The organism is Marnyiella aurantia (genome assembly GCF_014041915.1).
GTDB lineage: Bacteria > Bacteroidota > Bacteroidia > Flavobacteriales > Weeksellaceae > Marnyiella > Marnyiella aurantia.
The window spans coordinates 217,244-243,589 of record NZ_CP059472.1 but is presented as its reverse complement, the minus strand read 5'-3'; the positions used below and the strand labels follow the sequence as shown (position 1 = coordinate 243,589).

Annotated in this window: 28 protein-coding genes; 17 read left to right on the top strand and 11 right to left on the bottom strand. The window is 42.2% G+C overall.

Going from position 1 to position 26,346, the window contains the following annotated elements:
• Window positions 1-21: 21 nt before the first annotated feature.
• The 5 genes from H1R16_RS01155 to H1R16_RS01135 all read left to right on the top strand — a co-directional run bounded on the left by H1R16_RS01155 (window position 22) and on the right by H1R16_RS01135 (window position 4,972).
• Window positions 22-549, top strand: a complete 528-nt coding sequence (locus tag H1R16_RS01155; RefSeq protein WP_181886063.1) for a DUF1697 domain-containing protein — start codon at window positions 22-24, stop codon at window positions 547-549.
• A complete protein-coding gene (locus H1R16_RS01150; RefSeq protein ID WP_181886064.1) occupies window positions 546-1,418 on the top strand; it encodes a hypothetical protein in 873 nt (290 codons plus the stop codon). The genes H1R16_RS01155 and H1R16_RS01150 overlap by 4 nt, the downstream gene beginning before the upstream one ends.
• Window positions 1,399-2,208 carry a 3-deoxy-8-phosphooctulonate synthase gene (gene kdsA / locus H1R16_RS01145; protein ID WP_181886065.1) on the top strand — a complete coding sequence of 270 codons (810 nt, stop codon included), beginning with the start codon at window positions 1,399-1,401 and terminating at the stop codon, window positions 2,206-2,208. Before H1R16_RS01150 ends, kdsA begins: the two co-directional genes overlap by 20 nt.
• An 84-nt stretch (window positions 2,209-2,292) precedes the next feature.
• Window positions 2,293-4,473 carry a TonB-dependent receptor plug domain-containing protein gene (locus H1R16_RS01140; protein ID WP_181886766.1) on the top strand — a complete coding sequence of 727 codons (2,181 nt, stop codon included), beginning with the start codon at window positions 2,293-2,295 and terminating at the stop codon, window positions 4,471-4,473.
• A gap of 10 nt (window positions 4,474-4,483) precedes the next feature.
• Window positions 4,484-4,972: an SRPBCC family protein gene (locus H1R16_RS01135; RefSeq protein ID WP_181886066.1), complete on the top strand. Its 489-nt coding sequence runs from the start codon at window positions 4,484-4,486 to the stop codon at window positions 4,970-4,972.
• A 239-nt stretch (window positions 4,973-5,211) separates the two neighbouring features.
• Here H1R16_RS01135 and H1R16_RS01130 read toward each other — a convergent pair whose 3' ends face one another.
• Entirely contained in the window at window positions 5,212-6,570 is a 1,359-nt protein-coding gene (locus tag H1R16_RS01130) for a serine hydrolase domain-containing protein (protein WP_181886067.1), read from the bottom strand.
• Window positions 6,571-6,762: 192 nt separating this feature from the next.
• On the opposite strand from H1R16_RS01130, the gene H1R16_RS01125 reads away from it, so the two are divergent.
• The 5 genes from H1R16_RS01125 (at window position 6,763) to H1R16_RS01105 (ending at window position 10,385) form a co-directional block, all read left to right on the top strand.
• Window positions 6,763-7,812: a sensor histidine kinase gene (locus H1R16_RS01125; protein WP_181886068.1), complete on the top strand. Its 1,050-nt coding sequence runs from the start codon at window positions 6,763-6,765 to the stop codon at window positions 7,810-7,812.
• Between the two features lie 3 nt (window positions 7,813-7,815).
• Window positions 7,816-8,529 carry a LytR/AlgR family response regulator transcription factor gene (locus H1R16_RS01120; RefSeq protein ID WP_181886069.1) on the top strand — a complete coding sequence of 238 codons (714 nt, stop codon included), beginning with the start codon at window positions 7,816-7,818 and terminating at the stop codon, window positions 8,527-8,529.
• A 119-nt stretch (window positions 8,530-8,648) separates the two neighbouring features.
• On the top strand, window positions 8,649-9,146 hold the full coding sequence (locus H1R16_RS01115) for a hypothetical protein (protein ID WP_181886070.1): 498 nt from the start codon (window positions 8,649-8,651) through the stop codon (window positions 9,144-9,146).
• Between the two features lie 179 nt (window positions 9,147-9,325).
• The gene (locus tag H1R16_RS01110) at window positions 9,326-9,889 is read left to right on the top strand and encodes a YciE/YciF ferroxidase family protein (protein WP_181886071.1); all 564 of its coding nucleotides are present in this window, start codon (window positions 9,326-9,328) and stop codon (window positions 9,887-9,889) included.
• Window positions 9,890-9,938: 49 nt separating this feature from the next.
• A complete protein-coding gene (locus tag H1R16_RS01105) occupies window positions 9,939-10,385 on the top strand; it encodes a PepSY-like domain-containing protein (RefSeq protein WP_181886072.1) in 447 nt (148 codons plus the stop codon).
• A gap of 95 nt (window positions 10,386-10,480) precedes the next feature.
• On the opposite strand, the gene H1R16_RS01100 is transcribed toward H1R16_RS01105, so the two are convergent.
• On the bottom strand, window positions 10,481-11,356 hold the full coding sequence (locus H1R16_RS01100; RefSeq protein ID WP_181886073.1) for a universal stress protein: 876 nt from the start codon (window positions 11,354-11,356) through the stop codon (window positions 10,481-10,483).
• A gap of 300 nt (window positions 11,357-11,656) precedes the next feature.
• On the opposite strand from H1R16_RS01100, the gene H1R16_RS01095 reads away from it, so the two are divergent.
• A complete protein-coding gene (locus H1R16_RS01095; RefSeq protein WP_181886074.1) occupies window positions 11,657-12,808 on the top strand; it encodes a zinc-dependent alcohol dehydrogenase in 1,152 nt (383 codons plus the stop codon).
• Between the two features lie 30 nt (window positions 12,809-12,838).
• On the top strand, window positions 12,839-13,384 hold the full coding sequence (locus H1R16_RS01090) for a hypothetical protein (RefSeq protein WP_181886075.1): 546 nt from the start codon (window positions 12,839-12,841) through the stop codon (window positions 13,382-13,384).
• A gap of 112 nt (window positions 13,385-13,496) precedes the next feature.
• Here H1R16_RS01090 and cphA read toward each other — a convergent pair whose 3' ends face one another.
• Window positions 13,497-16,124 carry a cyanophycin synthetase gene (cphA, locus tag H1R16_RS01085; protein WP_181886076.1) on the bottom strand — a complete coding sequence of 876 codons (2,628 nt, stop codon included), beginning with the start codon at window positions 16,122-16,124 and terminating at the stop codon, window positions 13,497-13,499.
• 233 nt (window positions 16,125-16,357) lie between these two features.
• Here cphA and H1R16_RS01080 point away from each other — a divergent pair, with 233 nt between their 5' ends.
• The 3 genes from H1R16_RS01080 to H1R16_RS01070 all read left to right on the top strand — a co-directional run bounded on the left by H1R16_RS01080 (window position 16,358) and on the right by H1R16_RS01070 (window position 18,529).
• A complete protein-coding gene (locus tag H1R16_RS01080; RefSeq protein WP_181886077.1) occupies window positions 16,358-17,239 on the top strand; it encodes a cyanophycinase in 882 nt (293 codons plus the stop codon).
• A gap of 45 nt (window positions 17,240-17,284) precedes the next feature.
• Entirely contained in the window at window positions 17,285-18,127 is an 843-nt protein-coding gene (locus H1R16_RS01075; protein ID WP_181886078.1) for an isoaspartyl peptidase/L-asparaginase, read from the top strand.
• Between the two features lie 132 nt (window positions 18,128-18,259).
• Window positions 18,260-18,529: a YtxH domain-containing protein gene (locus H1R16_RS01070; protein WP_181886079.1), complete on the top strand. Its 270-nt coding sequence runs from the start codon at window positions 18,260-18,262 to the stop codon at window positions 18,527-18,529.
• 16 nt (window positions 18,530-18,545) lie between these two features.
• Here H1R16_RS01070 and H1R16_RS01065 read toward each other — a convergent pair whose 3' ends face one another.
• From H1R16_RS01065 to H1R16_RS01050, 4 genes are all read right to left on the bottom strand, one after another.
• Window positions 18,546-19,361 carry a class I SAM-dependent methyltransferase gene (locus H1R16_RS01065; RefSeq protein ID WP_181886080.1) on the bottom strand — a complete coding sequence of 272 codons (816 nt, stop codon included), beginning with the start codon at window positions 19,359-19,361 and terminating at the stop codon, window positions 18,546-18,548.
• A gap of 53 nt (window positions 19,362-19,414) precedes the next feature.
• Window positions 19,415-20,764, bottom strand: a complete 1,350-nt coding sequence (gene hisS, locus H1R16_RS01060) for a histidine--tRNA ligase (protein ID WP_181886081.1) — start codon at window positions 20,762-20,764, stop codon at window positions 19,415-19,417.
• Between the two features lie 211 nt (window positions 20,765-20,975).
• On the bottom strand, window positions 20,976-21,422 hold the full coding sequence (locus H1R16_RS01055; protein WP_181886082.1) for an HRDC domain-containing protein: 447 nt from the start codon (window positions 21,420-21,422) through the stop codon (window positions 20,976-20,978).
• 84 nt (window positions 21,423-21,506) lie between these two features.
• The gene (locus H1R16_RS01050) at window positions 21,507-21,833 is read right to left on the bottom strand and encodes a single-stranded DNA-binding protein (RefSeq protein ID WP_181886083.1); all 327 of its coding nucleotides are present in this window, start codon (window positions 21,831-21,833) and stop codon (window positions 21,507-21,509) included.
• A gap of 315 nt (window positions 21,834-22,148) precedes the next feature.
• Here H1R16_RS01050 and H1R16_RS01045 point away from each other — a divergent pair, with 315 nt between their 5' ends.
• Both H1R16_RS01045 and H1R16_RS01040 read left to right on the top strand, forming a co-directional pair.
• Complete coding sequence (locus H1R16_RS01045; protein ID WP_181886084.1) at window positions 22,149-23,093, top strand: ABC transporter ATP-binding protein; 945 nt, start codon at window positions 22,149-22,151, stop codon at window positions 23,091-23,093.
• A gap of 26 nt (window positions 23,094-23,119) precedes the next feature.
• Window positions 23,120-24,430, top strand: coding sequence for an ABC transporter permease (locus H1R16_RS01040; protein ID WP_181886085.1), 1,311 nt, complete (start codon window positions 23,120-23,122; stop codon window positions 24,428-24,430).
• 76 nt (window positions 24,431-24,506) lie between these two features.
• On the opposite strand, the gene H1R16_RS01035 is transcribed toward H1R16_RS01040, so the two are convergent.
• From H1R16_RS01035 to H1R16_RS01020, 4 genes are read right to left on the bottom strand one after another with little or no spacing between them, the layout of a single operon-like run.
• Complete coding sequence (locus H1R16_RS01035; protein WP_181886086.1) at window positions 24,507-24,950, bottom strand: VOC family protein; 444 nt, start codon at window positions 24,948-24,950, stop codon at window positions 24,507-24,509.
• 58 nt (window positions 24,951-25,008) lie between these two features.
• Complete coding sequence (locus H1R16_RS01030; protein ID WP_181886087.1) at window positions 25,009-25,548, bottom strand: SRPBCC family protein; 540 nt, start codon at window positions 25,546-25,548, stop codon at window positions 25,009-25,011.
• Between the two features lie 13 nt (window positions 25,549-25,561).
• Window positions 25,562-25,933 (bottom strand): VOC family protein, encoded by a 372-nt coding sequence (locus H1R16_RS01025; RefSeq protein ID WP_181886088.1) that lies wholly within the window; start codon window positions 25,931-25,933, stop codon window positions 25,562-25,564.
• Between the two features lies 1 nt (window position 25,934).
• Complete coding sequence (locus H1R16_RS01020) at window positions 25,935-26,345, bottom strand: hypothetical protein (protein WP_181886089.1); 411 nt, start codon at window positions 26,343-26,345, stop codon at window positions 25,935-25,937.
• Between the last annotated feature and the right edge of the window lies 1 nt (window position 26,346).

Sequence of the window (26,346 nt, the reverse complement as noted above, 5' to 3'; positions counted from 1 at the left end):
TAAATCCTAAAAACAAGCTGTGTGAAATACTGTGCTTTTTTGCGCGGAGTGAATGTAAACGGAACTTCCATGAAAATGGCAGAAGTTTGCAGCGTATTTGAATCAGTGGGCATGGAGCAGGTAACTTCTGTACTTGCTTCCGGTAACATTCTTTTTTCATCAGAAAGAAGACCGGAAGTGCTTAAAACTGAACTTGAAAAAGCCATGTCTGCTCATTTCAATTATGACGCTTTTATGTTTCTTCGGAGTGAGGATGAAATTACAGCGATGCTGTCCAACAATCCTTTTGAAGCTGTAGCCGATTTTCACACCTATATATTTATCGGACAGAAAGACATCGAAAAAGAACTGCTCAGCATCTTCAGCAATTCGGCAAAAAGTAAAGATGAAAAAGGGCAGGTGGTAAACAGCACCTTCTATTGGCAGGTTCCCAAAGGAAATACCTTGCACAGTGCTTTTGGAAAGGTGCTTGGTCGGAAGTCGCTGAAGGATAAGATTACTTCAAGAAATATCAATACTTTTGATAAAATAATTAATAAACTGAAATGAAAAAAATCTTTATTGGGGCCATACTGTTTTGCAGTTCTCTATATTTTTCTCAGACTGTAAAAGAGCTGAACTTCAATACCAATGTTCCGGATTCAGAAAATAATTATGTAGCCGTTCCGCGCGAAGAAGAGGGCGGGGGATATGGTTTTGGGTATGTCTATTTTGATGAATATGCTGGATATACGTACAAAATTATTGGCAGTTTGAAGGAAGAAAACGGTAGATTAAAAGTAATTGAAAGCTATGACCAGAAGGTGGGATCACAAATTCAAAGAATCGAAAATCTTGGATATAAAACAGCCATAATACCAGCTTCAATGGTAAAACTTTTCGGTTATCCTGCCGAACCCAACTGGTTGCATAACTATAAATCAAACGCATCTGAAAATGAAAAGTCACTAAGACGGGCCAGCGTAATGAATGGTGCGAGATTTTCACAATTGGCACTTCCAAAATTATTAAAATTATATGATGCTAACTACAGGACACCCGAGTTGTTTTTTGAGTTGGCTTTTGCGTATAATGTTCTGAAAGATTTCGTCAAAGCAGAGAAAATCACGGCCGAAGCTATTAAAGCTGAGGCTGCGAACGATTTGGTACTAAAGGAGCACGTGTTTGCTTTATTAAATCAATCCAAAATTTCAGATGCCGAGAAGTTTATTGAAAGTAATTTAAAAAATTATACAACCGATTCATATAAAGCGGAGTCTTTAATGAACCTGATAGCATACAGCAATCACCTGAATCAGAAAAGTGTAGCTAAAAAATGGTTGGGGATCATCAAGCAGGAAATTAAATCACCGCAGTTTCAACAGAATATTCAAAAATTAGAACAACATATCAACTCCAATGATTCAACATCTAAATAACATCCATCATTCAGACTCTACAAACTTTTTCCTAATCGCGGGACCGTGTATCATTGAAGGTGAAGACATGGCTCTCAGAATTGCCGAGAAAGTGATTACCATTACCGATAAATATAAAATTCCTTACATATTCAAAGGGAGCTTCAAGAAAGCAAACCGCAGCAGGGTAGACAGTTTCACGACCATTGGCGAAGAAAAATCACTGGAAATCCTGAAAAAAGTAGGGGAGACTTTCAATATTCCAACTACCACAGACATTCACGAAAACGAACATGCAGCACTGGCGGCGCGGTATGTAGATGTTCTCCAGATTCCTGCTTTTCTGGTAAGGCAAACCGACCTTTTGGTGGCCGCCGCCAAAACAGGTAAATGCGTAACGCTGAAAAAAGGACAGTTTCTTTCCCCCGAAGCCATGAAGTTTGCAGTGGAGAAAATTACGGATTCAGGTAATACCAAAACAGCGATTATAGAAAGAGGAAACTCATTTGGATATTCAGACCTGGTGGTGGACTTCCGCGGCATCCCGACTATGCAGCAATATGCACCTGTAATCCTGGATGTAACGCATTCCCTTCAGCAGCCCAACCAGAGTTCCGGAGTTACCGGTGGCCGCCCGGAACTTATAGAAACAATAGCAAAAGCCGGAATCGCCGTAGGTGCCGACGGTCTTTTCATCGAAACCCATCCGGACCCCAGCTGTGCGCTTTCGGACGGTGCCAATATGCTCAAACTGGACCAGTTGGAAGCTCTCCTGCAGAAACTTACACGCATACGCGAAGCCATTCTGTAATTCAGTTAAATTTTTATAAATTTAGTTCCTAAAATTCGCGACTTGAGAAGACAGATTTTCCTTGCAGCCTCCATCCTGCCAATAATGTTTTATTCCCAAAAGGAAGATACACTACGTACACAGACCATTGAAGAAGTAGTTTTCCAGAGAAAAGGAAATGTAACTCAGGACGTTACCAATGTAAGCATTAATGCACGGCAGGCTGGCCAGATAGCCTCGGTTTCCGGCGGCATAGAAGGTCTGATTAAAACACTTCCTTCAGTAAACTCCAATACGGAGCTTTCTTCTCAGTATATGGTCCGGGGCGGCAACTACGATGAAAATTTGATCTACATTAACGATATTGAAATCTACAGGCCATTCCTTATCCGCAATTCCATGCAGGAGGGAATGAGCATCATCAACCCCGATATGGTTTCCACGGTAAACTTCTCGGCTGGTGGATTTGAGGCGAAGTACGGCGATAAAATGTCCTCCGCACTGAATATCTATTACCGGGAGCCTGAAAAATTTGAGATTTCCGGTGAAGCCAGTATGATAGGAGGGAGGCTTTCCACTGGTTTTGCTACCGGGAACAAAAAACTTACGGCCTTGGTTTCCGGAAGGTACAGGAATACCAATCTTATCCTGAATACCCTGAATGAGGAAACGGATTTCAATCCCCGGTATATGGATTTTCAGTCTTTTCTGAATTATCATATAAGCCCGAAATTCTCGATGTCGTTTATCGGATATTATTCCCAAAACGATTATGAGATGATTCCGAAAGCCAAGGAAGTTGAGTTTGGCAGTGTGAACCAGCCTATAAAAGTCAGCGTTTTCTATGACGGCCGCGAGGACGACAGATATAAAAACATGATGGGAACCTTTTCCCTGAATTACAGGCCAAACGAAAAATGGAGAATCCTGCTGGATAATTTCGCTTATCAGAACCGTGAGCGCGAATATTACAGTATTGCCTCTGCTTATGTTCTTGAAAGTTTTGATCCTGTAACGGGTGATCCTGTTACCTCGTACGATGTAGGCGGCCAGATCGATCATGCGAGGAATGACCTGATGGTCAGAACGTACGGCACTCAATTGCGGACACGTTTCTCGCCAAATATAAACTCCAATCTTGAAGTAGGTTTTAAGTTCGAAAAAGAAAACCTTCGCGACCTCACCAACGAATGGAGACTCGTTGATTCCCTTGGCTACAGCGTACCGCGTGATCAGGTTCTGCCGGGCGTACTGGATCCGTCCTCCATGGAACTCTACTACCATATTGCCGGCGATAATGCTGTAGAACCTACGCGGATGTCGGCTTACGCGCAGTATTCCAACAAATTTTACTGGGGTCGCAGCCGTGCTTATTTCAATGCAGGAGCCCGCGTAGCCAATTGGTCTTTCAATAAGGAAACCATTTTCTCACCGCGCGCGCAATTTGCAATTAAGCCGGACTGGGAATCTGATATGCTGTTCCGTGTAGCCGGCGGAATTTACTACCAGCAGCCTTTTTATAAAGAAATTAAGGACCTGGACGGCAGTTTCAATTCCGACATCAAATCACAGCGCTCCATGCAGCTTATTTTGGGTAACGATTACGAATTCTCCATGTACGACAGGCCGTTCAAACTTACAACGGAACTCTATTACAAGAAGATGGACGACCTCATACCGTATTTTATGGATAATGTGAGGATTCGATATTCAGGAAAAAACAATGCAGACGGCTATGCCTACGGTATTGATACGCGGCTTTTCGGCGAATTTGTACCGGGAATAGATTCCTGGCTGTCTGCAAGTTATGCGCGGACATTCGAAAATATTGACGGCCGGGGAGACATTGCCCGGGCAACTGACCAAAGATTCAGGTTTGCCATATTTTACCAGGATTATATGCCGAAGTTTCCAAAAATGCGTGTAAACCTGACCGGTATTTATGCTATGGGATTGCCTACAGGTGCTCCTATTATGTTTGATAATAACGGTTTACCAAGCCTGGAAACCCGTTACGATTACCAAAAAACACTACCTTCTTACAAAAGAGTTGACATCGGACTTTCCTACGTGTTTATAGATCCAAAGGAAAAAAACAAGTCCTGGGGCTTCTGGGAAAATTTTGAGGAACTCACGTTGGGTGTTCAGGTTTTCAATGCTTTCAATATTTATAATACTGTGGCCAACCAGTGGGTTACGGATGTTAGCAATAACTATATTTACCCCGTTCCTGTAAATCTTACAGGCCGTTTTTTCAATGCGAAGCTGGAATTCCGCATAAAATAATTATTTGCGGATGCCCAGGATTGAACTCAGCACCGAAATCAGCTCTTCAGTTCAAATCTGTTTTGATCTTTCACGCAGTGTGGACCTGCACAAACTCTCAACAGCAAAGACAGACGAAGAAGCTGTTGCCGGAAAAACCGGCGGACTTTTGGATCTGAATGAAACCGTAACCTGGAGAGCCACACATTTTTTTATACGTCAAAACCTGACTACAAAAATTACAGCACTGCAAAGCCCGATATATTTTGTTGACGAGCAACTTAACGGAATATTCAAATCGCTCCGGCATCAGCATATATTTACTCAGGACGGAGACAAAGTTATTATGACTGATATCTTCGATTTTGAGTCGCCGGCGGGAATTCTTGGTCAATTATTTAACAGGCTGATGCTCACAAGTTATATGCGGAAATTTCTGATGGAGAGAAATCAGATTATAAAACAATTTGCAGAATCTGATCGGTGGACAGAGGTGATGGATCCAAAGAATTATAAATAAGTATGGATTCTGATTTTTTCCGGGGTTTTTACTGCTATATTTTACTGCGTCCAGTTACAATTTAACATAATATAAATTATAGGCATTTTGTAGCACTGGGTAATTAGAGGCTACCAAGTAACTCTCTTCACCAAAATTATCCAAATAATGATGGAGACTGTATTTTTAAATAAGTGTTCTCATAAACAAAAATCCCCGGAAACAAACGCTCCGGAGATTTCAGTCAAAATAATGTAGAATTATAAAATCTTACTGCAGTTAATGGACTGCTGACCCTGAGTTAGTTTTAAACCCGTCACTTTACCTGATTTATCACGATCAAACTGAAGATTCGCGCTATTGTCAAACGAATAAAACTCATTCTCACCGATTCTTTTCAGCAATGCTGTTCGGCTCTGCTTGCCTTCCGATGCTTTGGAATACATGGACAGGAATAAATGATTCTTTCCGGCCTTACTGATACGGAATTTACCTACCGAGATAATGCCGCCAAGTTTAGCATTATATACGCCTTCATAAATATGGGTTGGCGCTGCGTTTTTATCTGTGTACGTCGTAAAATCCAGTTCTTTATAATTTTTACCGTAATATTTGGAAACAACAGCCACCACAATATCATTCAGTTTTACATTAGTACCGTTTGCCAGTACTGCCACAGTAAATTTATCTTCGGGAATATGCGCCAGGCCCGCATGAAATTCATCAATCCTGCCTGTATGGCCAAAACCGGCTTTTCCGAAAATCGGTGTACGGAAAAGTCCGTAACCTATGTGTGTTTGTGGGTTTGTTTGCTTCATAAGATCTACGGTCTTCATAGAAACAAGTTTACCGCTGAAGAGCGCCTTCATCATTTTGGCCAGATCCTCAGTAGTTGACACGATATTACCCGCGGAATATGTAAAACTTGGATGAGTATCGGCCTCGTGCGACCATTTTTCGCCGTCGAACTTGTAGGATGCTGCCCTTTTGGAGTACTGGGATGGATCAGTTTCGCTGTACGTATTGTACAGACCCACTTTATCCAGGATCCGTGTTTTCAGATTTTCCTGATAAGATTTTCCTGTAACCTGTTCTATAATATATCCCAACAGCAGATAGCCGGAATTACTGTACATGCTGTCTTTGCCCGGCTTAAAGTCAGGTTTGCCCTGCTGTATAATCTTCAGCATTGCTTCTTTTGTAAACACCTTGTCTTTACTGTCGTAATACTCATCCCACTCCAGGTAGTTAAACATACCGCTGGTATGGTTCAGCATTTGAGCAATGGTAATGCGGTCGGCATTTTTCACAGTAGGAAAATACGTGTTTAGTGTTGAACCGAGTTTCAGTTTGCCCTCCTCAACCAGCTGGAATATCATGACTGAGGTAAAGATCTTAGTAATTGATCCTATACGGTATTTTTCTTTTTCGCCCGGGAAGTTATTGAACTCTCCTTTATAGATAGTCTCTCCGTTTTTCTGAAGCAGGATAGATCCGGAAAATGCATTGTTTTTCTGATAATGGGTTAGCATACTGTCCAGAGAAGCTTTGAAGTCTGTTTTTTGTGCCGTAGTCGCGCCTGCTATTAGAAGACCGCTAATGAGAAATATTCTTTTCATAGTTTTTTTATGTAAATATCTGTGCAAACCACCTCGAAGCACTATTTTTTTTGACAAACTGTGCGAAAGTATGGACAAAAATTTCCATGGTCCAGAAGAGATGTTTTCGTCCCTACATTTTATAGGTTGATACAAATATTTTGGTACCCCAAGCCCAAAATATCTATTTTTACTGCATCAGACAACAAAGACATGCAATTAAACAGGGCGAATGAATTATCAAGGTTTTTTCTGAACCTGATTTTTTTCGGATTCATTCTCTTTACAAGTATAGACAACAGTCCGCATGAGGTATCTAATGCATTCATAATTATTTATACCTTTCTGCTTTTCGTACCAGCATGGCTGAATAATTTCCTGCTCCTTCCCTATCTCAGGCGTACGAGAAAAAGCAACCAATATCTGATTCTGCTTCTTATTTCATTTCTGATATCAGTTTTCCTGGGTGGATCTGTCCTGCGGTGGATATACAGACAATCGGGGACGTGCGGTTTAGGGAATTTCACTTCAATAGCTGTAACTTCCTCTGCGCCGGAGGGGTATCAAATATACCAGCCGTTTTTCGATATATTTCCGGGCATGCTTATCATCATGTTCGCTTTAGGCGCCGCTTATGCCGTGAAGGAATATATACTTACGCTTAGGAAAAATGAGATAATCAGTTCCGAACATACGCTGGCTGAACTTAATCTGCTGAAATCCCAGGTGAGTCCGCACTTTCTGTTCAATGTGCTTAACAGTCTGTACGCCCTGTCGTTAAAGATGTCGCCTGAAACCCCTGAGGTAATCCTTAAACTTTCTACTATTCTGCGCTATTCTCTGTACGATTCGCAGACGCGGGAAACTCCTTTATCTAAGGAAATTCATATTTTAGAAACTTATATCGGAATTGAAAATTTAAGATTACCTGCAACCGCAACAGTAACATTTGATCATAAGCTGCTTGATCCCTCGGCCAGAGTTGCACCTATGCTGATGCTGCCTCTTGTTGAAAATGCGTTTAAACACGGTATAGATTCAACAGTTGATGCTTCATTTATTGAGATAAATCTGCTTTGCAGTGATGGCTTTCTTAAATTTACAGTTAAGAATAATTACAAACCGGGACAGTCGGCAGGTTATGGGGGAATAGGGATTGAAAACATCCGCAAAAGACTCCAACTGCTGTATTCGGGGCGCCACTCGCTGGATCTGCTGCAGGATGCACAAACCTTTACTGCAACTCTGGAAATAAATCTTTAGTAAATGAAAATTAAATGTCTGGTTGTCGATGATGAAAAACTTGCACAGGAAGTTTTGGTACATCATATATCTAAATTCAGCAATCTTCAGTTGGAAGGCATATGCAATAATGTTATCGAGTTAATTCAGTTTCTGAACAAGCACACGGACATTGACCTTATTTTCCTGGATATCAAGATGCCTGAGATCAGCGGTACCGATTTCATTTCCATCTACAATAATCCGCCGGCAATCATTTATACAACAGCCTATGACCAGTATGCGCTTGATGCTTTCACCCAGAATGCCATTGACTATCTACTGAAACCAATCTCGCTGGACAGATTTGCAAAAAGTGTTCAGAAAGCATCAAAATTTATTCTCAGGGATAAAATTGCCACTCCTGTGGTGAACTCGGCCACAGAAAGTTTCTATGTAAAAAGTGACAAAAGGCTTGTAAAAATTAACGGTCCGGAAATGATTTTGATTGAAGGAATGCGCAACTATTTCTGCATACATACGGAGACAGACACTATTATGGTACACGGTACTCTTTCAACCATCGAGGAAAATCTGCAGCATCTTCCCTATATCTGCCGCGTACACAAATCTTTTTTTATTAATCTAAACCAGATCAGTTATGTGGAACAGCATGTAGTTTTGCTGAAGAACAGGAAATCTGTACCAATAGGGTTAAGTTACCGCGAACAGGTCTATCAGAAACTTAATATAATGTAAAACTGCAGGTATTAATCAATTCTAAAAAACGTGCTTAAGAGTAATATCCACCTTTATTCTTCCCGTACACTTAAGGGGTCCGAAAATTTTTTTCTATTTTAGCTTTAAGTTTTACAATTATGAAGAAAGTACTTTTAATACTGGGTTTTGCAGCCGTAGCTGTGGCCTGCGGGAAGAAAACGGAAAACAAGATCAATGACGTGTCCAACCGGGATTCTCTTGCCGTAAACGAAAGTGATATTCAGATAGATGAAATTCCGGAAAACTGTTATATGGAAACCACAGGTAAAGACTCTCTTTTTGTTAGAATAAGCGATAACCTGGGTACTGTAACCGGTAAAATGCATTACAAAAATTTTGAGAAAGACAGTTCATTTGGTCACCTTGTAGGTATGGCAGATGGTGACACCTTAAAACTGGAGTATAATTTCCAGGCCGAAGGCGCAACCTCTACACGTGAAATCTGGTTCCTTAAAAAAGACGGCAACCTGATTGAAGGCATCGGCGAATACAACGAAACCGGTGAGCAGTATAAAGACCCGAAACTCTTTAGATTCACCGGCGGACATACCCTCAAATCAGCTGATTGTAAAAGTATCGAGCGGAAATTGAAATAGATAAATTTTTAAAGAAGGATTTACACCAGCGTTTGCCATAATCTTCTGAAATTTACCAGGTGATGGTCTCTTGTACCCTTCACCTTTAGTTCCGTATTCATAACCATAACCGATCTTTATGGCTTTTTTAGGTCTGATATTTGTATAAAAACAGTAATCAAACAAAAAAAAGCAACATTATGAAAAAGACGACTGATGCCGGCAACGGTCAGGGAACACGTAAGGTGGAAGCAAAATCCTCCGCTGCCGAGGGACTAAAGGAGTTATTTATAGACGGTCTGAAAGACATTGTCTATGCTGAAAGAGCATTGCTGAAAGCCTTGCCAAAAATGATGAATAATGCTAGTGAACCTAAACTTAAAGCAGCTATTGAAGATCATATTGCAGTTACCGAAGGACAGGTGCAGAGACTTGAGCAGGTTTTTGAAATCCTGGGAGAATCTAACAGAGGTAAGAAATGCGAAGCCATTGAAGGCCTTATTAAGGAAGGCGAAAGTATAATGGAAGAAACTGAAGTTGGTCCGGTTAGAGATGCAGGTATCATCGCTGCTTCGCAGAAGATCGAGCATTACGAAATCGCTTCTTACGGCACTCTGGCAGCGTTTGCAAATACATTAGGTGAAACAGAGATTGTTGCCCTTCTGGAAGCAACACTGGCGGAGGAAAAAGAAGCTGACGCACTACTAACAGAATCTGCCTACAATTCGATAAACTTCGAAGCTGCGGAAGAAGATGAGAACTAATTAGTAAGGCTGCCCTTCGCAGCCTTTTTTTTAATCCCAAATCTGACTTATGAAAAATATAAACATGAAACTACGGTCTCTAACATTAGCCGCAGCGACATACCTGGTGATGTTAAGTTGCGACGAGCAAAAAATTGTAAAGCCGGCTGAACTTCCGGCCGAGGTAACTTCATATATTACAACCCACTTTCCCGGAACTAACATCGCTCAGGCAAGCACGGAACGCGACGGTCTGGGCAAGAATTACGACATCACACTTACAGACGGTACCCATGTTGAGTTTAACGGTAAGAGTGAAGTGACCGATTTAACGAGCACTAACGCTTTACCGCTGGCAGTTGTTCCTGCAAAAATACAGCAATATGTAACTGCAAACTATCCCGGCAGCTATATTACGGGCTGGGAATCAGACGGCAACATGCAGCAGGCGAAACTTGACAATGGTATAAAACTGGAGTTCGATAAGGCTGGCGGATTCAAACGAATTGATCAGTGATATATCCTCATTAACACAGGAGCCACCAGATAGCGGGTGGCTCTTTTATTTATGTTCATTACTAAATATCCAGGCTAAAATTTTAAAATCATCGGCTAAAACTGAGGAGCAAAGCGTTTAGGAATAATAAGCAACGGAATCCCGATCTTGGCAGCGTGCCGCGCTGCGTAACTTCCAAATATGAACCTGTCCAGAAAGCCACGGTTCTCGTGCCCCATCACCAGCATATCTAAATCTTCTTTTTTCAGATTTTCCAAGCCACTGTCTATGTTATCACTTTCAATTGATTTGAAGCTGACCTTGCCTTCAAGGTCTTGCATAAAGGTTTTCTGACGGGTATGATACTCCCGCGAATCAATCATCTCCACGAAGTTCGGAATGTGGGCAATCAACAGTTCGGCATCGAAAGAGGCGGCAAAATCAGCCAGGCTTTGTGCTGTACGTTTATCATCTTCCGTCATTTCGCAGGAGTAGGCAATTTTATTAAGAGTTCCGAATTTATAAGTGTAAGGAATAATAAGCAGCGGCAGTTTAGTGCGTTTAATCATATGGAGGGTGCTGTTGCCAAAAGCAAGCCTGTTAAGTTTTCCTGCGCCAGTCCTGCCCATAACAATCATTGGTATATCCTTGCCTTCTGCAGCGGCCAGCACCACGGCCGAAATATCACCAAAATCACATCCCCCGGCTATAACAGGCTTATAGTCACCAGTACTTTGAGCCAAAATATGTTCTGATTCAGTTTCCAGTATTGATATAAGCTGCTTCAGTTTGGTTTCACATATCTCCCGCATCTCAGGGAAATTTTTAACAGCTTGGGATATACCCCCTAAAGATGGATCAGGTCCTTCGGGCCGGAGCGCGTGGCAAAGATATATGTTGGCATTCGTATAAAAGGCGAGATTAAGTGCGTACAGCGCCGCATTCTCAGCAGGCTCCGAAAAATCGGTAGGAACTATAATAGTTTTCATCATCGGTAATTCTGTGTTGTTCAAATTTCACTTCCTTTCCTATCAAAGTTATGAAAACCAATATCGAAATCCACAGTATGGTTCATGATATATCTTGGTTTTATGTGTGAAATGAGTATACCACTACTCCACCTGCAATCCACAGCATTTTCAATAATGCTGATTTCAGTTTGACTGTGCGTTAAGGCTTCATTCTCATTCACAGCTAAGTGAGTTCATAAAAAATCATAAAAAAAGGAAACTAAGGCAATGGCGGTCTTGGTTTTGATGCAACTTTGATAATCACCATTAAAAATATTTACTATGTTAGCAATGAACTTTCGCGGGCCATTCCGCGTGCGCGCAGACCGCAATATGCCTGAACCGAAGATCGAACATCCGGAAGATGCAATCGTAAAGGTTTTACGATCCTGTATTTGCGGATCGGATCTTCATCTTTACCATGGTCTGGTGCCTGACACACGTACAGGCTCCACTTTTGGACATGAATTTATCGGCGAAGTTGTAGAAGTAGGTTCCTCTGTTCAAAAACTTAAAGTTGGCGACCGTGTAATGGTTCCGTTTAATATTGCCTGTGGCAAGTGTGCTTTCTGCAAGCAGGAGCTCTATGGCAACTGTCATGAATCCAACCCTATGGCTACCGCAGTTGGAGGTATCTTTGGATATTCACATACTGCGGGCGGATTCCAGGGTGGTCAGGCCGAGTATGCCCGGGTACCTTATGCGGATGTGGGTCCAACGGTAATTCCTGACTGGATGGATCCCGATGATGCTGTACTTCTTACCGACGTAGTTCCAACAGGTTACCAGGCGGCCGAAATGGGAGGCATCCAAAAGGGCGACACCGTAGTGGTTTTCGGTGCCGGACCCATTGGTATTATGGCGGCCAAAAGCGCCTGGCTGTTTGGTGCAGGAAGAGTAATTATAATAGATGAGCTGGAATACAGGCTTGACTTTGCGGCGAAATATGCACAGTGTGAAGCCTATAATTTTAACAGCATCGGTGACCCTGTAGTCTTCATTAAAACTCAGACAGATTCATTGGGTGCTGATGTTTGTATTGATGCTGTGGGGTGTGAGGCGAAGGGTAATATGATGAACACACTTCTGGGTATAAAGCTTCTTTTACAGGGTGGTTCCACTACCGCACTGCATTGGGCGATCAATTCTGTGAAAAAAGGCGGAATTGTTTCAATAGTGGGTGTTTACGGCCCTATTGATGCCTTGGTACCTATCGGAAACGTAGTCAATAAAGGTATTACAATCCGTGCTAACCAAGCTGCCGTGAAGCGTAACTTGCCAAAACTGATTGAGCACGTGAAAAATGGAATCCTGGATCCAAAACAAATCATTACGCACCGTATCCCAATGGAAGAGGTAGCAGATGCTTACCACATTTTTTCCAGAAAGCTGGACGGCTGTATAAAAACAGTACTGATTCCGCCAACAGCGTAAAAGTTCATTTAAACCTTAAAAATTACAAAAATGCTTACAGACGAAACAAAGCCATCAGACTTAAAAAAAAGTGAAGAGGCAGATTATAGCCATATAAAAGGTTGGGGAATAGATGCCGATCCTGAAAATGATCCGGTTTATCCCATGAAAAACCGCACAAACGAGGAACATGACGGATATGCCTGGGAAAGACCGGAGCAGCAAAATGACAATGTTGAAATGTTAAAATCAGTGGAGCGCCCGAATCTGACAGCTGTTTTCGGAACGGCGTCACCGCCCGAAGGTCTCAACGGTAAACTCAGACGGTTTGCTTTTAAATACAGTGAGTCCAGTTACGGAAGATGGTTGCCACTGGTGCTTGCCGACCGTGTAGGTGAAGTGGAAGGGATAATTGACGACCTCAAGAAGGGGCATGTGCCTAACATTTTTGCCGAACGCGGATGGGGCTCAGAATGGAAGCACAACAGAACCAGTTTTCTGCTGAAGATAGCTGCTGTGGCCGCAGTTGCTGCTGTAGCTGTCGCTGTCCTGTCCTCAGACAAAGACAAAGATGAAGACAATGACGATGGGCTTTAGCCAGCACAGTAATTAGGTGATGAATTCTTGAATAGAGAATATCGCACTTTTTTATAAATCAAATGAAAAATCCCGGATGTGAGTCCGGGATTTTTTGGCTTAAAACTTATTCTCAGTGAAGTCCTTCTTCCAGGATTTCTTTTTGCTGATATTCCTGGACCAAGTCAATCGCGTTTGATATTACATCACTTAACGCTGTTATAAAAGTTCCTTCTTCGGCAAGACTCATGGCATGTTTAAGTGCCTCAATCTCTTTAGGAATAATCTCAAAGCTTGGATTTTTGCCCGCCGACTGGATTCCGTCAATTACAAGACCGCAGATTTCATCTTCTGTCCGTCCGCGTAGGTGCTTCTCGTTACGTATAATAATATGGTCAAACATTCTGCCTGCAATTTTACCGCATTCACGGATATCTTCATCACGGCGGTCTCCAACACCGGAAATAATACCGATTTTTTTTGGACTGTCCACATTTGCCAGGAAATCCTCAATTGCTTCATAACCTGCAGCGTTATGTGCAAAGTCGATCATCACCTTAAAATTCTTGAAATTGAATATATTCAGCCGTCCCGGAGTGAGCTGTGCACTTGGGATAAATGTTCGGAGCGAATTTGCGATATCTTCAATCTCAAAACCATGAAGGTAGGTCGCCAAACTGGCAGCCAGAACATTTGCAATCATGAATTTGGCTTTGCCTTCCATTGTAATTGGAATGTTGTTCACCTTTGCAATCCTGATTTTCCAGTCACCTTTCTTAATCGTTACATATCCTTCTTCATAAACACAGCTCACCTTTCCTTCCTTGGCATACTTGCGCATATGAGGATTGTCCTCGTCCATACTGAAAAGTGCAACTCTTGCAGGAAGGTCATTCAGCAACCTCATGGAATATTCATCGTCCGCATTAAGGATGCACCAGCCATTCTTCTTCACACTGTCCAGCACTACCCTCTTCACACGGGTAAGGTCGCGAAGGCTGTGGATATCATCCATGCCCAGATGGTCCTCCTTTATATTAGTTAAAACTCCGATATCTGCCTGGCTGTAGCCCAAACCGGAACGCAGGATTCCGCCACGGGCAGTTTCCAGTACCGCAAACTCTACTGTGGGATCTTTAAGGATAAACTCGGCTGACATCGGTCCAGTGGTGTCACCTTTAGCCAGCATTGTATTCTGAATATAAATTCCGTCTGATGTTGTGAATCCTACACGGTAACCGTTATTTTTTACAATATGCGATATGAGTCTGGTTGTTGTAGTCTTCCCGTTGGTACCCGTAACCGAAATAATTGGTATGGTAAAAGGCTTGCCGGGTGGATAAAGCATGTCTACAACAGGTGCTGCTACATTTCTAGGCAATCCTTCACTTGGAGCCAGGTGCATGCGGAATCCCGGCGCAGCGTTTACTTCCAGAATGGCTCCGCCGCTTTCCTTTAATGGCTGAGTAAGGTTTTCGGCCATGATATCAATCCCGCAAACGTCCAGACCTATAATTTTGGAAACACGTTCGCACATCGTGATATTCTCAGGATGAACCATGTCTGTAACATCAATAGATGTACCGCCGGTGGAGAGATTTGCTGTGGATTTCAGATAAACGATTTCGCCTTTCTGAGGAACTGTCTCCAAAGTGTAACCGAGGCGGTCCAGAAGTTCGGTGGTATCCTTATCAACCGCTATTTCTGTAAGCACATTTTCATGTCCGTATCCTCGGCGCGGGTCCTGATTTTCCTTTTCAATAAGTTCTGAAATATTCATTTCACCGTCGCCTACCACATGCGCCGGCACCCGTCTGGCAGCGGCAACCATCTTATGGTTTATTACCAGAATCCGGAAATCGAAGCCTGTAACATATTTTTCAACAATAACTTTTGTTGAAACCGTTTTTGCATGCTCAAGTCCCAACACGGCAGCGTCCCAATCGCGAACATTGATGGACTGACCCCGACCGTGATTTCCGCTTAAGGGTTTCAGAACAATAGGATAACCTATCTTATCAATAATTTTGCGCAAATCCTCTACTTCCACAGCGATATCTCCGGATGGAACGGGAATGGCTGATTCCTCCAGCATCTTTTTGGTAGCTTCTTTATTACAGGCAATTTCAACCGCAATAGAACTGGTTTTGCCGGTAATTGTAGCCTGAAATCTCTGCTGATTGACACCGTATCCTAACTGTACTAACGAGTTTCTGCCCAGTCGGATCCATGGAATGCGGCGGGAAACAGCTTCTTCCACTATACTTCCGGTGGAAGGTCCCAGCCGTACACGCTCACGGATCTCACGCAGACTCTGTATACAGGCTTCAAGATCGTATTCGCTGCCGTCAACCAGAGCTTCAGCAATTTTAACTGATTCTTCAGCTGCAAAAAGTCCTGCACTCTCTTCCAGATAACTGAAAACTACGTTATAAATACCGGGAGTCTTTGTTTCACGTGTGCGTCCAAAACCGGTATTCATTCCAGCAAGGGTCTGTATCTCCAGGGCAATGTGTTCAATTACGTGACCCATCCAGGTACCCATTTCAATGCGGTGAAAAAAGCCACCCTCGTGACCTTCAGAACATCTGTGAGTTATCAGGGATGGCATAAGTTTTTCAATACGTTCGCGGAATCCCGGAACTTTATTGGTAGGAAAATTTTCAAGCTCCTCCAGATTAAGGCGCATCTGAATAAGTTTTTTTCTGCGGATGCTCCAAATGTTTGGTCCGCGAAGGGCCTGTATTTTTTCGATTTTCATGTGAATTAACGCTAACGTTTATTTATTTTTGAATGCTTTCAATATCAAAGATAATTGAAATCCGCGAAAACTTGCTCTGCTGGCTAAAATTTTTGTGGTTTTAAGGCCTACTGTTCAATTGCTCTTATCGTCCACGCAGTCGGGCGTAGGACTCAAATGTATCATCGGATAGGAACATAATCAGATTTTCAGATTAAGCAGAGCAGCTATAATTTTATATAAATTTGCACGGTATGAAGCCTGTAGGAAAATTAATGATCATCGGAGGAGCTGTAAATAAAGGCAGTTTTACAGAATCCGAGTACGAACAAAGTGTAGAGAAAAACCTGAATTTTTTTGAACGGGGCATCCTGCGAAAAATAATCAATGAAAGCAGGAATAAGGTAGATTCTGTAATTGAGGTCATCACCACCGCTTCGCAGATTCCTCAAATTGTGGGACCTGAATATAAGAAAGCTTTTGAATTTCTTGGCGCAAAACATGTAAATATCCTGGATATACAAACCCGTGAGCAGGCTAATTCGGATGCAATTGTAGCGCGTGCCAACAGTGCCGATGTGGTTATGTTTACGGGTGGTGACCAATTGCGTCTTACTTCTATTCTGGGAGGAACAAGATTTCACGATGCCATACTTACGAAATATCAGGAAACCGATTTTCTTTATTGCGGTACTTCTGCAGGAGCTGCTGCTGCCTCAGAGAATATGATCTATCAGGGCTCGAGTAGCGAAGCCTTGCTTAAGGGTGAGATTAAAACTACCCAGGGATTAGGTTTCATCGACAATGTAATTGTTGATACTCATTTCGTTCAGCGCGGCAGGATTGGCAGGCTTTTTCAGGCTGTCGTGAGCAACCCCAGAACATTGGGAATCGGTCTGGGTGAAGATACAGGTCTTTTCATCCAGGATGACTGTATGACCGCGGTCGGTTCCGGCCTTGTGATTCTGGTTGACGGCCGTTTTATCAAAGATACCAATCTTACCAATGTTAATCTGGGGGAACCTGTGTCCATAGACAACCTGATTGTACATGTAATGTCTGTGAACGACAGATTTAACCTGAAAACAAAAGAACTTACAATAGAGAATACTCAATACAGCCCAATTCCTACATAAGATTTTCGCTGGCAATAAATTATCCCCAATCCTAAAATATAATTTATGAAGATAATTATCCATGGCGGCTTCTTTTCTGAAAGCAGCCAATCTGAAGAAACGAAGATTGCCAAACAGCAGTCCCTGAAAAATATTATTGAAAACAGTTGGGAATATCTTCAGGATCACAATGCTGTGGAGACAGCTGTTTACGCGGTTTCACTGCTGGAGGATGATGAACTTTATAATGCAGGTACCGGCTCCCAGATCCAAAGTGACGGTAAAATACGGATGAGTGCTTCGTTAATGAACGGTGAAACCCAAAAATTTTCCGGCGTTATTAATATTGAATCTGTTAAGAATCCGATTAAGGTTGCAGAAGTACTTACTAAGGAAGAAGACAGGGTTTTGGGTGGAGAAGGTGCAAAGAAATATGCTGCAAAGCATGGTTTTGAAGATTATTCAACCGAAATTCCACAGCGGCGTGCGGAGTACGAAGAGAAACTTAAAAACGGCGGCTTGGGCACTGTGGGCTGCGTAGTTCTGGACAATGATGGAAAACTGGCGGCTGCAACATCGACCGGCGGGAAAGGCTTTGAACTTGTAGGACGCATTTCAGACTCAGCCACAGTAGCAGGAAACTATGCAAACAAATTCTGTGCGGTGAGCTGTACCGGCGTGGGTGAAGATATCGTAAGCAATGCCACAGCAGCTAAGATTGTAACACGGGTGACGGATAGGATACCGATTAACGAGGCTTTCAGCAGGACATTCCAGGAGTTGGCCGAAATTGATGGTTTTGCGGGAGCAATCGCTATTGACAGTGACGGCAATATTTTCCACCTGGAAAGTCATCCAACAATGGTATTTGCATCATTCGATGGAAAGATGTACGAACAGTTCAGCTAATAGTTAAAGTATAATTCTCCTGTTTTTTCAGAAATGGTTTTAATACAATTTTAAGAGATTGTAAAGTTCCTTTGGCATAGATTTTACAGTCAGTTGGGTAACATTTATTATTAACAAACAAATATTAAAACTATGAGCACTAGAAGAAATGGATTATTAGCACTTTTGGGCCTTGGAGCGTTTGCATTCTGGAAATACAAAAACTCTACACCAGAAGAGCAGCAAGCGGTTAAGGATAAATTTAACACCGCTAAAGACAACTTGGGTAAATTAGGTAACGACCTGAAGAGCAAAGCTTCTGATATGGCGTCTCAGGTTCAGAGTAAGGCAGGTGAGTACGCGAACAAAGCTGAAAATAAAGCCGATGAAGTTAGATCTGACGTAAACAGCAGCAGTCTTTAACTTCCAGAAAAATATTTTAGTAACTGTCTTCATTTTGAAGGCAGTTTTTTATTGCCGTAAGTGAAAAGACATGCGGGACTTTATTTCCGAACTGCGGAATTCTGTATTTGGCGGGACTAAATTCTTCATTATGCCTGAAGCACGGATATGGCGACCAGTCATACTCCCGGAACGAGGACAGCTGAAGTCCGTTTTTAAGAAGAGCTGTTAAAACTTCGGAAGTTGGATGATTCCAGGTAACTGATTTCTGAAACAAATCTGCAGACTGATCAGCATAAGTTCCGTGTTCCAACTCTACAATCATTTCCTCGTTGAAATAGCTGTATTTCACATGGCTGAAATCATCATCATACATCCAGATAAAAGGATGAAATTCCACAAAGACCAGTTTACCGCCGGGTTTCAAAAAATGCGAAATCACTGACGCCCATTTGTCAAGGTCCGGCAGCCAGCCAATGGTACCATAGCTTGTGTACACAATGTCAAACTTCTTATCCAGAACTTCCGGCAGTGCATAAATATCCGAAACCACAAACCGGGTATCTGAATTTGTCTTTGCCGACAGGTCGCGGGCTGCATCAATGGCTTTGTCCGAAAGATCAACCCCTGTAACCTTCGAACCCATGCGTGAAAGAGAGATGGAGTCCTGTCCGAAATGGCACTGCAGGTGAAGGATTTCCCGGCTGGAAACATCGCCTAAAATTTCAAGCTCTATAGAGTTTAGCGACGTCCGGCCAGCCAGAAATTCATCTACAAAATAAAAGTCTGACTTTAGATGATGCTCCACTTTAGCATTCCAGCTGTTGCGGTTTATGTCCAGATAATTATCCATAAATGAAAGTATTTCGACCTACGGAACAGGATTATCCAGAAGCCATATTGTTATTAAACAAGAAATTCGCGCAGTGCAACGGTCTGCTGCTCTCCGCTTAAGAGATGTTTCACCGTGATTTTGCTGTTTGAAATTTCCTCGCCACCATAGAAAACCAGATTTGGAATACCCTTCTTTTCAGCGTATGTAAACTGTTTCTTCAGTTTTGCTGATTCGGGATATAGTTCTGCCGAAATTCCTTTCAGCCTTAACTGAGCAATTACTTTTACAGCTTCCAACGCCTCCGCTTCGCCATAGTTTGCAAAAAGATACTGTACGCCTGTATTTTCATCAGCAGAAAAGAGGTTCATTTCCTCCATTACCAGATAAATACGGTCCAGGCCAAATGAAATACCGATTCCGGGGATATTTTTAACGCCAAAAACTTCTGTAAGGTTATCATATCTGCCGCCACCACCGATGGATCCCATTTCAACATCTTTGGCTTTTACTTCGAAAATTGCACCGGTATAGTAGTCAAGACCACGGGCCAGGGTAATGTCAAATTTCAGCTGTTCCGAAACAATACCCAGTTCAAGGCATTTGGTAAGCACAAACTCAAGCTCTTCCACACCCTTAAGACCGGACTCAATTCCCTGAAACTTCGTTTTCAGTTGCTGAACATTTTCCAGAGCATCATCACTTTGAGCGAACAGGAAGTCCAGTTTATCAATGGAAGCCTGATCAATATTCTTCTGAAGAAGTTCATTTACAACGCCCTCCTTCCCTATTTTGTCCAGTTTGTCCAGGGCAACGGTAAAATCAATCAGCTGATCCGCGATGCCGGCATACTCAGCCAGGCCAGTAAGCACTTTACGGTTGTTGAGGTGAATGGTCACAGGAATCTTAAGTTCCGAAAACGATTTAATATAAAGCTGTACCAGTTCAACCTCCTGCCAAAGGCTCTCGGAACCTACTACATCAGCATCACACTGATAAAACTCCCTGAATCTGCCTTTTTGCGGCCTGTCGGCACGCCAAACGGGTTGGATCTGGTATCGCTTGAAGGGAAATACCATCTGACCGTGATTCATGGCTACATATCTGGCAAAAGGTACTGTAAGGTCGTAGCGAAGGGCTTTTTCAGAAATTTGTGAAATTAGTTTTTGCGAATTCTTAGTATTCCAGTCTTCGTCTTTGGTTTTGGAAGCATAATCTCCGGAATTAAGGATCTTAAAAATTAAACGGTCACCTTCTTCGCCGTACTTACCAGTTAGAGTGGACAGGTTTTCGAAACTGGGCGTTTCCAAAGGCTGGAAACCGAAAAGTTCAAAATTCTTTTGAAGTATATTGATAATCTGTCTTCTCCTGATGACTTCTCCGGCGCTGAAATCGCGGGTTCCTTTCGCTAAACTTGGCTTCATTATTAATCTTTAGGTTATGGTTGCAGAAAATTATACTTCTGCCAAATGCAAAAATAATGATTTGTAAGCGATTGGCAGGTGAGTCCTCCTGAATTAACTTAGAAAACCTTTTCCATTGAAAATCGTAGGCATAATTTCTTCCAAAATAAGCGGTTCGACAGGTGTTTTGCAGGTGGAAAGGTTAAAAGGGTTCGGACAACGAACTTGTGCTTTAAACGGTTTCTACAAGACTGATAATTTCCTCGCCGTAATTCTCAATTTTATGTTTGCCAAAACCTTTAATATCCTGAAGCTCTTCTTTTTTGGCTGGTTTATATTTCGCTATTGAAAGCAGTTCCTTATTTGTGGCAATAAAATAGGAAGGCAGGTTTTGGTCTTTGGCTTTTTCATTTCGCCAAAGCCGCAGTGCATCCAGGATTTTCACTTCGTCAGTGTTAAGTTCGGTCTCAGTGGGCGCACTGTATTTTCTGGCCTGCTCTTCATTCAGGATAGGCTTTTTCTCCTCAAAATAAAGGATAACGGACCAGCATTCTGATTCTTTAATAAAAGCTGATTCGAACTTTAAAATCTGATGCTCTGCCAGAAACTTGTCCAGCTTTTGCTGGTCGGTGCGGATGAAGGCATCATCAATCCGGACCTTTAATACTTTAACTTTCATGACTTGGTGTTTTTAGTGGTTTTATTCTTTTTAAAACTGATCATGAAGCCGGATCACTATGCAGTCATCCGGCTTCACAATCGTTTATTTGCTTCCCAGGAGCACAAGTTCTTCTACGCGAATTTCGGTGATGTACATCTTCTGACCATCTTTGTCGTAGGAGCGGTACATTAGCTTGCCTTCTACTGCGATCTCCTTACCTTTCTGGACATATTTCTGCATGATTTCGGCAGTTTTTCCAAAGGCTACCAATGAATGCCATTGGGTCTCCTCTACTTTCTCGCCCATGGCGTTGGTGTAAAAATCATTTGTTGCGAGTGATACACTTGCCTTCATTCCTTTTTCAAAGTTGATAACTTCTACTTCTTTTCCTGTGTGACCGATTAGGGTTACTCTGTTTCTTAGTGACATGACTTTAAAATTTTATTGTTAGACATAGATAAGAGACTCACTGTTTTTCTCAAATCTCTGTTGCAAAGATTCAACGGCGAAGAAAATTTATTCGGTTAAAAAATATTTATTATCGTTTGTAGTCGTTTGAAAATGGATAAGTAACTGCTTTACAATGTTTTTAAGAAATCTAGTTTTACTGTTAAATATAAATTTAATAGTGAAAATTGGAGACCTGCAGGTTCTTAATGATCTACAGTCCTAATTTCATCGCTGTTTCACACCATTATTTTCCGTAACTTTCCCCATTAAATTATAAAATAATTAACCGCCGAAATGTTAAAAGCACACCAGGTTAAAAAGTCTTATGATGCGGGACGGAAAACCGCGCTTCAGGACTTCAGCATAGACGTTCCGACAGGCAGTATCTACGGACTGCTTGGCCCGAACGGAGCCGGAAAAACTACTTTCATCCGTATCATCAACCAAATTACCCAGGCCGACAGCGGTGAAGTTTTCATCAACGGTGAAAAACTGAACCCAAGCCACATTCGCGATATAGGATATATGCCCGAAGAGCGGGGTCTATACAAGAATATGACGGTAGGCGACCAGCTGCTTTATTTCGGTGAACTTAAGGGTATGAGCAAAAGTGAGGCTCTGTATGAAGCTAAATATTGGTTCGAACAGCTGAACATAGACCAGTGGTGGAAAAAGAAACTCAGCGAACTCTCCAAAGGGATGGCGCAAAAGATACAGTTTGTAGTCACGGTACTGCACAAACCCAAACTGCTAATACTGGATGAACCTTTTTCAGGCTTTGACCCCGTGAACGCAAATCTTATTAAAGACCAGATACTGGCTTTAAAGGAACGTGGCACCACTATTATCCTTTCCACACACCGTATGGAAAGTGTGGAGGAAATGTGCGATTATGTGGCACTTATTCACAATTCAAGAAAGATACTGGACGGAAAAGTATTCGATGTTCGGGAGCAGTTTAAGAAAAATATTTTTGGAGTTACCATTTCGGATGTTGATAAGCAGCAGTTTGAAAATTTCCGTACAGGTCATAGGATAGATAATTTCTCGATGGCAAATGAACTTGTTTCATTTGAAATAAGCAATAACGGAAACCAGAATCACCTTATCTCAGAACTTGTAAGAATAGGAAAAGTCCGTTCCTTCGATGAGAAGATTCCGAGCATGAACGAGGTCTTCATCACGGCGGTGCGTGATGGCCATACTGCCGATGCACCCGTTTCGTCCACAATCATTTAAGCCTGCAACACGCACATAACTTCAATATGAAGAATATTTTTTTAATCACCAAACGTGAATACCTTACACAGGTAAAGAAGAAATCCTTTATCATCCTCACCATTCTGGCTCCTATAATTATGATTGCATTCGGCGCTTTTATCGCGGTAATGCTGAAAGCCAATGAAACACAGTATACCGTAAATGTCATAGACAAAGGAGGGCTTTTCGCCGGCAAGCTGAAGTCAGATAACAAACTTAAGTATGTTTATGTGAATCCGGCCTCTGAAAGTCAGCTTGTACACGGACTGAAAGATATGGAGGAAACTAACGGTCTGTTGATCCTGGCACCGCTGGAAGAAGGCAGATTTAACCTTCTGGAAAAGAATTCCAAACTGCTTGTCAATGATAAGATCGGTTTTGAAACCAAGCAGCGTATTGTTGATGATCTTTCAGCAGTACTGCGTGAGGTAAAGATTAAACAGCTCAATATAGATGAAGAGAAGATTGTTCAGCTGGATAGAAATTTCGAACTGAAAAGCAGTAATGTAAACGATAAAAGCCAGGTGGACACAGACATGGATTTCGGTGTAAAGTATGGCCTTGGTATGGTGCTGATGTATGCCGTTTTTATGTTTATCATCATTTACGGCGTTCGTGTAATGAGAAGTGTGCTGGAAGAAAAAAACAACCGCGTTGTTGAAATCCTGATTTCATCTGTAAAACCATTTGAGCTGATGATGGGCAAGATCCTGGGTGTTACCCTGGTGGCGCTTACACAGTTCAGCGTGTGGATTACGATGGCGATTCTGGGCGCTGTATTTTTGAATACCGGTTTTGCCGCTATGAAAAACAACCTGCCTGCCGGAAGTGAGCAGGTAGTGGACAAGGTGGATTTTACCCAGATTGCAGGCGAAGTATCACATATCCTGCTGGAGATGAATGTGCCGCTTGTAATAGCTGTGTTTCTTTTCTTCTTCCTTTTCGGTTACATATTTTACAGTTCCATGTATGCTGCCATCGGATCTGCTGTAGATAATGAGACGGAAACGCAGCAATTCACGCTTTTCGCCATCATCCCGCTGATGATAGGCATGTACGGAAGCATTACCATCATTAATAACCCGAACGGTCCGCTCGGTTTCTGGCTGTCCATCATTCCGTTTACCTCACCTGTGGCGATGGTGGCGCGTATACCTTTTGGAGTACCTGTTTGGGAAATCGCGTTGTCTATGTTTCTGCTGATTCTGAGCACCTTTCTCATGGTATTTATTGCAGCCAAGGTTTACCGCGTGGGCATTTTAATGTACGGAAATAAAGCTACGATGAAGGAACTCTGGAAGTGGATCAGAAACTGATGATTTTACGAAATATTCATGATTTAGGTAATAAAAAAACTGCTTGATTTCTCAGCAGTTTTTTTGTTAGTACGGTTTATTGTTGAACCTTTTCAGGATCGTCATAATTCACCATCCAGTTAATGCCGAATTTGTCCGTCCACATTCCGAAATAAGCTCCCCAGAAGGTTTCGGCGTTTGCCATTGTCACCACTCCACCTTCCGAAAGCGCAGTTGCCAGACGGTCGGCCTCTTCGCGCGAATCGGTGTTTAGTGATAATGCGAAGTTATTTCCCTGCAGAAAACCGGACGACCATTCGCCACCTGTATCACTTCCCATAAGCATTGTTTCCTGGGAGATTGGTAAGGATACATGCATAATGCGGTTCTTTTCTATATCCGACATTTTTTCATTTCCTTCGGAAGGCATATCTCCAAATCTCCCGATGTAAGGAAATTCCCCACCAAACACTGATTTATAGAAGTTAAAAGCTTCCTCGCAGTTACCGTTGAAAGTTAAATACACATTTACTGTTGCCATAGTTTCTATATTTAATTTGATTACTTGTTTGTGATAAAGTCTTGCTATATAAAGGTATCTAACGTTCTTCGGATAGTACCTTCAACTTCTGCAGACCTGAGGTAAAATCGGGTCCCACCTGATCTTCCAGGTCCATAAAAAGCTTCATTGGGCTGAAAGGGAATGGAATTTCTGAGGTGAATCCCCTTATAACTTTGCTTCCGGACCCATTTGGCTGCACAATGATATACTCCATTGCTTCACTTTCATAAGGAGTTAAAAACTTCATTTCAATATCAATCCTTTTCGCCACAGAATCTACTTTCAGTACTTTAATACAACCCTTGCCAACAGCATCATTTCCTTCCCAGCACTGCTGCTCACCCGATTGACCTGTGCTGCCGGACCAAACTTTTTTCACATTCGGATCTTTTTCCTGCCATGGACTCCACGAATCCATAGCTCTCAGGGTATTTGTATTCTGCCATACCTTTTCCACCGATGCTTTTATGGCTGTTGATTTCTCAAACCTGCAGTCACCGGATATCAAGGTTGCTGCAATAAGCCAGAAAACAACTAATGCAGCTGCGATGTAGGCAGTAATTTTAAGGATTCTCATTGATTATTTAAATTTAACGGTGCTGGTCAAACATGATTAGATTTCCGTCTGGATCCTGTAATATGAAATGCTCCGGTCCTGAGGTAGTTTCATCAGCTTCCTTATCAAGTGATAAACCGGCTGATTTCAGTAGTTTTTGAATTTCCCGTACATCCTGAAAATTTTCAAGATTAGCGGCATTCTGGTCCCAGCCCGGATTGAAGGTTAAGATATTCTTTTCAAACATACCCTGAAAAAGACCGAGTACTGTGCTTCCATTACGTAAAATCAGCCATTTCTGGTCTATATTTCCGCCCATTTGTTCAAAACCCAGTTTTTTATAAAATTCATACGATTGCTGAATGTCCCGTACATTCAGGCTTACAGAAAATGCTCCCAGATCCATATCAGTTTTTTATTGGTTTTGAATTATCAGCCAGCCTGTAGCCTACCAACACGAGTGACCATACCAAAATACCTGCTAACCATAACCAGGCTGGTGTTGGCATTATATACATCATGTAAATGGATTGCAGCAGAAATATGAGACCGCAGATTACCGCATAAATCATCTTTCCGTCAGCCGTAACTTTAGTTGAAATATAGCCCGAAAGGAGCGCACCCACGGCGTAGGCCAAAACCACAAAGAAAAGTGCCATAAAAGGTGCGGTAGAAACGTAGGATGCCATAGCATCCATATCATTAGGATCCATACCTGCTGGTAGCGGGTAAAGTTTGTGTCCAAGAGTCTCTGTTAAGTAGATACCCAATCCGCCGGCCAGAACACCTGCCGGAACAGCTATAATTTTTTTGATCATG

Bases quoted from the DNA above. Each gene is read 5' to 3' on its own strand.
- H1R16_RS01150 (WP_181886064.1), top strand. From the start codon at position 546: ATGAAAAAAATCTTTATTGGGGCCATACTGTTTTGCAGTTCTCTATAT.
- kdsA (WP_181886065.1), top strand. From the start codon at position 1,399: ATGATTCAACATCTAAATAACATCCATCATTCAGACTCTACAAACTTT.
- H1R16_RS01140 (WP_181886766.1), top strand. From the start codon at position 2,293: ATGTTTTATTCCCAAAAGGAAGATACACTACGTACACAGACCATTGAA.
- H1R16_RS01135 (WP_181886066.1), top strand. From the start codon at position 4,484: ATGCCCAGGATTGAACTCAGCACCGAAATCAGCTCTTCAGTTCAAATC.
- H1R16_RS01130 (WP_181886067.1), bottom strand. From the start codon at position 6,570: ATGAAAAGAATATTTCTCATTAGCGGTCTTCTAATAGCAGGCGCGACT.
- H1R16_RS01125 (WP_181886068.1), top strand. From the start codon at position 6,763: ATGCAATTAAACAGGGCGAATGAATTATCAAGGTTTTTTCTGAACCTG.
- H1R16_RS01120 (WP_181886069.1), top strand. From the start codon at position 7,816: ATGAAAATTAAATGTCTGGTTGTCGATGATGAAAAACTTGCACAGGAA.
- H1R16_RS01115 (WP_181886070.1), top strand. From the start codon at position 8,649: ATGAAGAAAGTACTTTTAATACTGGGTTTTGCAGCCGTAGCTGTGGCC.
- H1R16_RS01110 (WP_181886071.1), top strand. From the start codon at position 9,326: ATGAAAAAGACGACTGATGCCGGCAACGGTCAGGGAACACGTAAGGTG.
- H1R16_RS01105 (WP_181886072.1), top strand. From the start codon at position 9,939: ATGAAAAATATAAACATGAAACTACGGTCTCTAACATTAGCCGCAGCG.
- H1R16_RS01100 (WP_181886073.1), bottom strand. From the start codon at position 11,356: ATGATGAAAACTATTATAGTTCCTACCGATTTTTCGGAGCCTGCTGAG.
- H1R16_RS01095 (WP_181886074.1), top strand. From the start codon at position 11,657: ATGTTAGCAATGAACTTTCGCGGGCCATTCCGCGTGCGCGCAGACCGC.
- H1R16_RS01090 (WP_181886075.1), top strand. From the start codon at position 12,839: ATGCTTACAGACGAAACAAAGCCATCAGACTTAAAAAAAAGTGAAGAG.
- cphA (WP_181886076.1), bottom strand. From the start codon at position 16,124: ATGAAAATCGAAAAAATACAGGCCCTTCGCGGACCAAACATTTGGAGC.
- H1R16_RS01080 (WP_181886077.1), top strand. From the start codon at position 16,358: ATGAAGCCTGTAGGAAAATTAATGATCATCGGAGGAGCTGTAAATAAA.
- H1R16_RS01075 (WP_181886078.1), top strand. From the start codon at position 17,285: ATGAAGATAATTATCCATGGCGGCTTCTTTTCTGAAAGCAGCCAATCT.
- H1R16_RS01070 (WP_181886079.1), top strand. From the start codon at position 18,260: ATGAGCACTAGAAGAAATGGATTATTAGCACTTTTGGGCCTTGGAGCG.
- H1R16_RS01065 (WP_181886080.1), bottom strand. From the start codon at position 19,361: ATGGATAATTATCTGGACATAAACCGCAACAGCTGGAATGCTAAAGTG.
- hisS (WP_181886081.1), bottom strand. From the start codon at position 20,764: ATGAAGCCAAGTTTAGCGAAAGGAACCCGCGATTTCAGCGCCGGAGAA.
- H1R16_RS01055 (WP_181886082.1), bottom strand. From the start codon at position 21,422: ATGAAAGTTAAAGTATTAAAGGTCCGGATTGATGATGCCTTCATCCGC.
- H1R16_RS01050 (WP_181886083.1), bottom strand. From the start codon at position 21,833: ATGTCACTAAGAAACAGAGTAACCCTAATCGGTCACACAGGAAAAGAA.
- H1R16_RS01045 (WP_181886084.1), top strand. From the start codon at position 22,149: ATGTTAAAAGCACACCAGGTTAAAAAGTCTTATGATGCGGGACGGAAA.
- H1R16_RS01040 (WP_181886085.1), top strand. From the start codon at position 23,120: ATGAAGAATATTTTTTTAATCACCAAACGTGAATACCTTACACAGGTA.
- H1R16_RS01035 (WP_181886086.1), bottom strand. From the start codon at position 24,950: ATGGCAACAGTAAATGTGTATTTAACTTTCAACGGTAACTGCGAGGAA.
- H1R16_RS01030 (WP_181886087.1), bottom strand. From the start codon at position 25,548: ATGAGAATCCTTAAAATTACTGCCTACATCGCAGCTGCATTAGTTGTT.
- H1R16_RS01025 (WP_181886088.1), bottom strand. From the start codon at position 25,933: ATGGATCTGGGAGCATTTTCTGTAAGCCTGAATGTACGGGACATTCAG.
- H1R16_RS01020 (WP_181886089.1), bottom strand. From the start codon at position 26,345: ATGATCAAAAAAATTATAGCTGTTCCGGCAGGTGTTCTGGCCGGCGGA.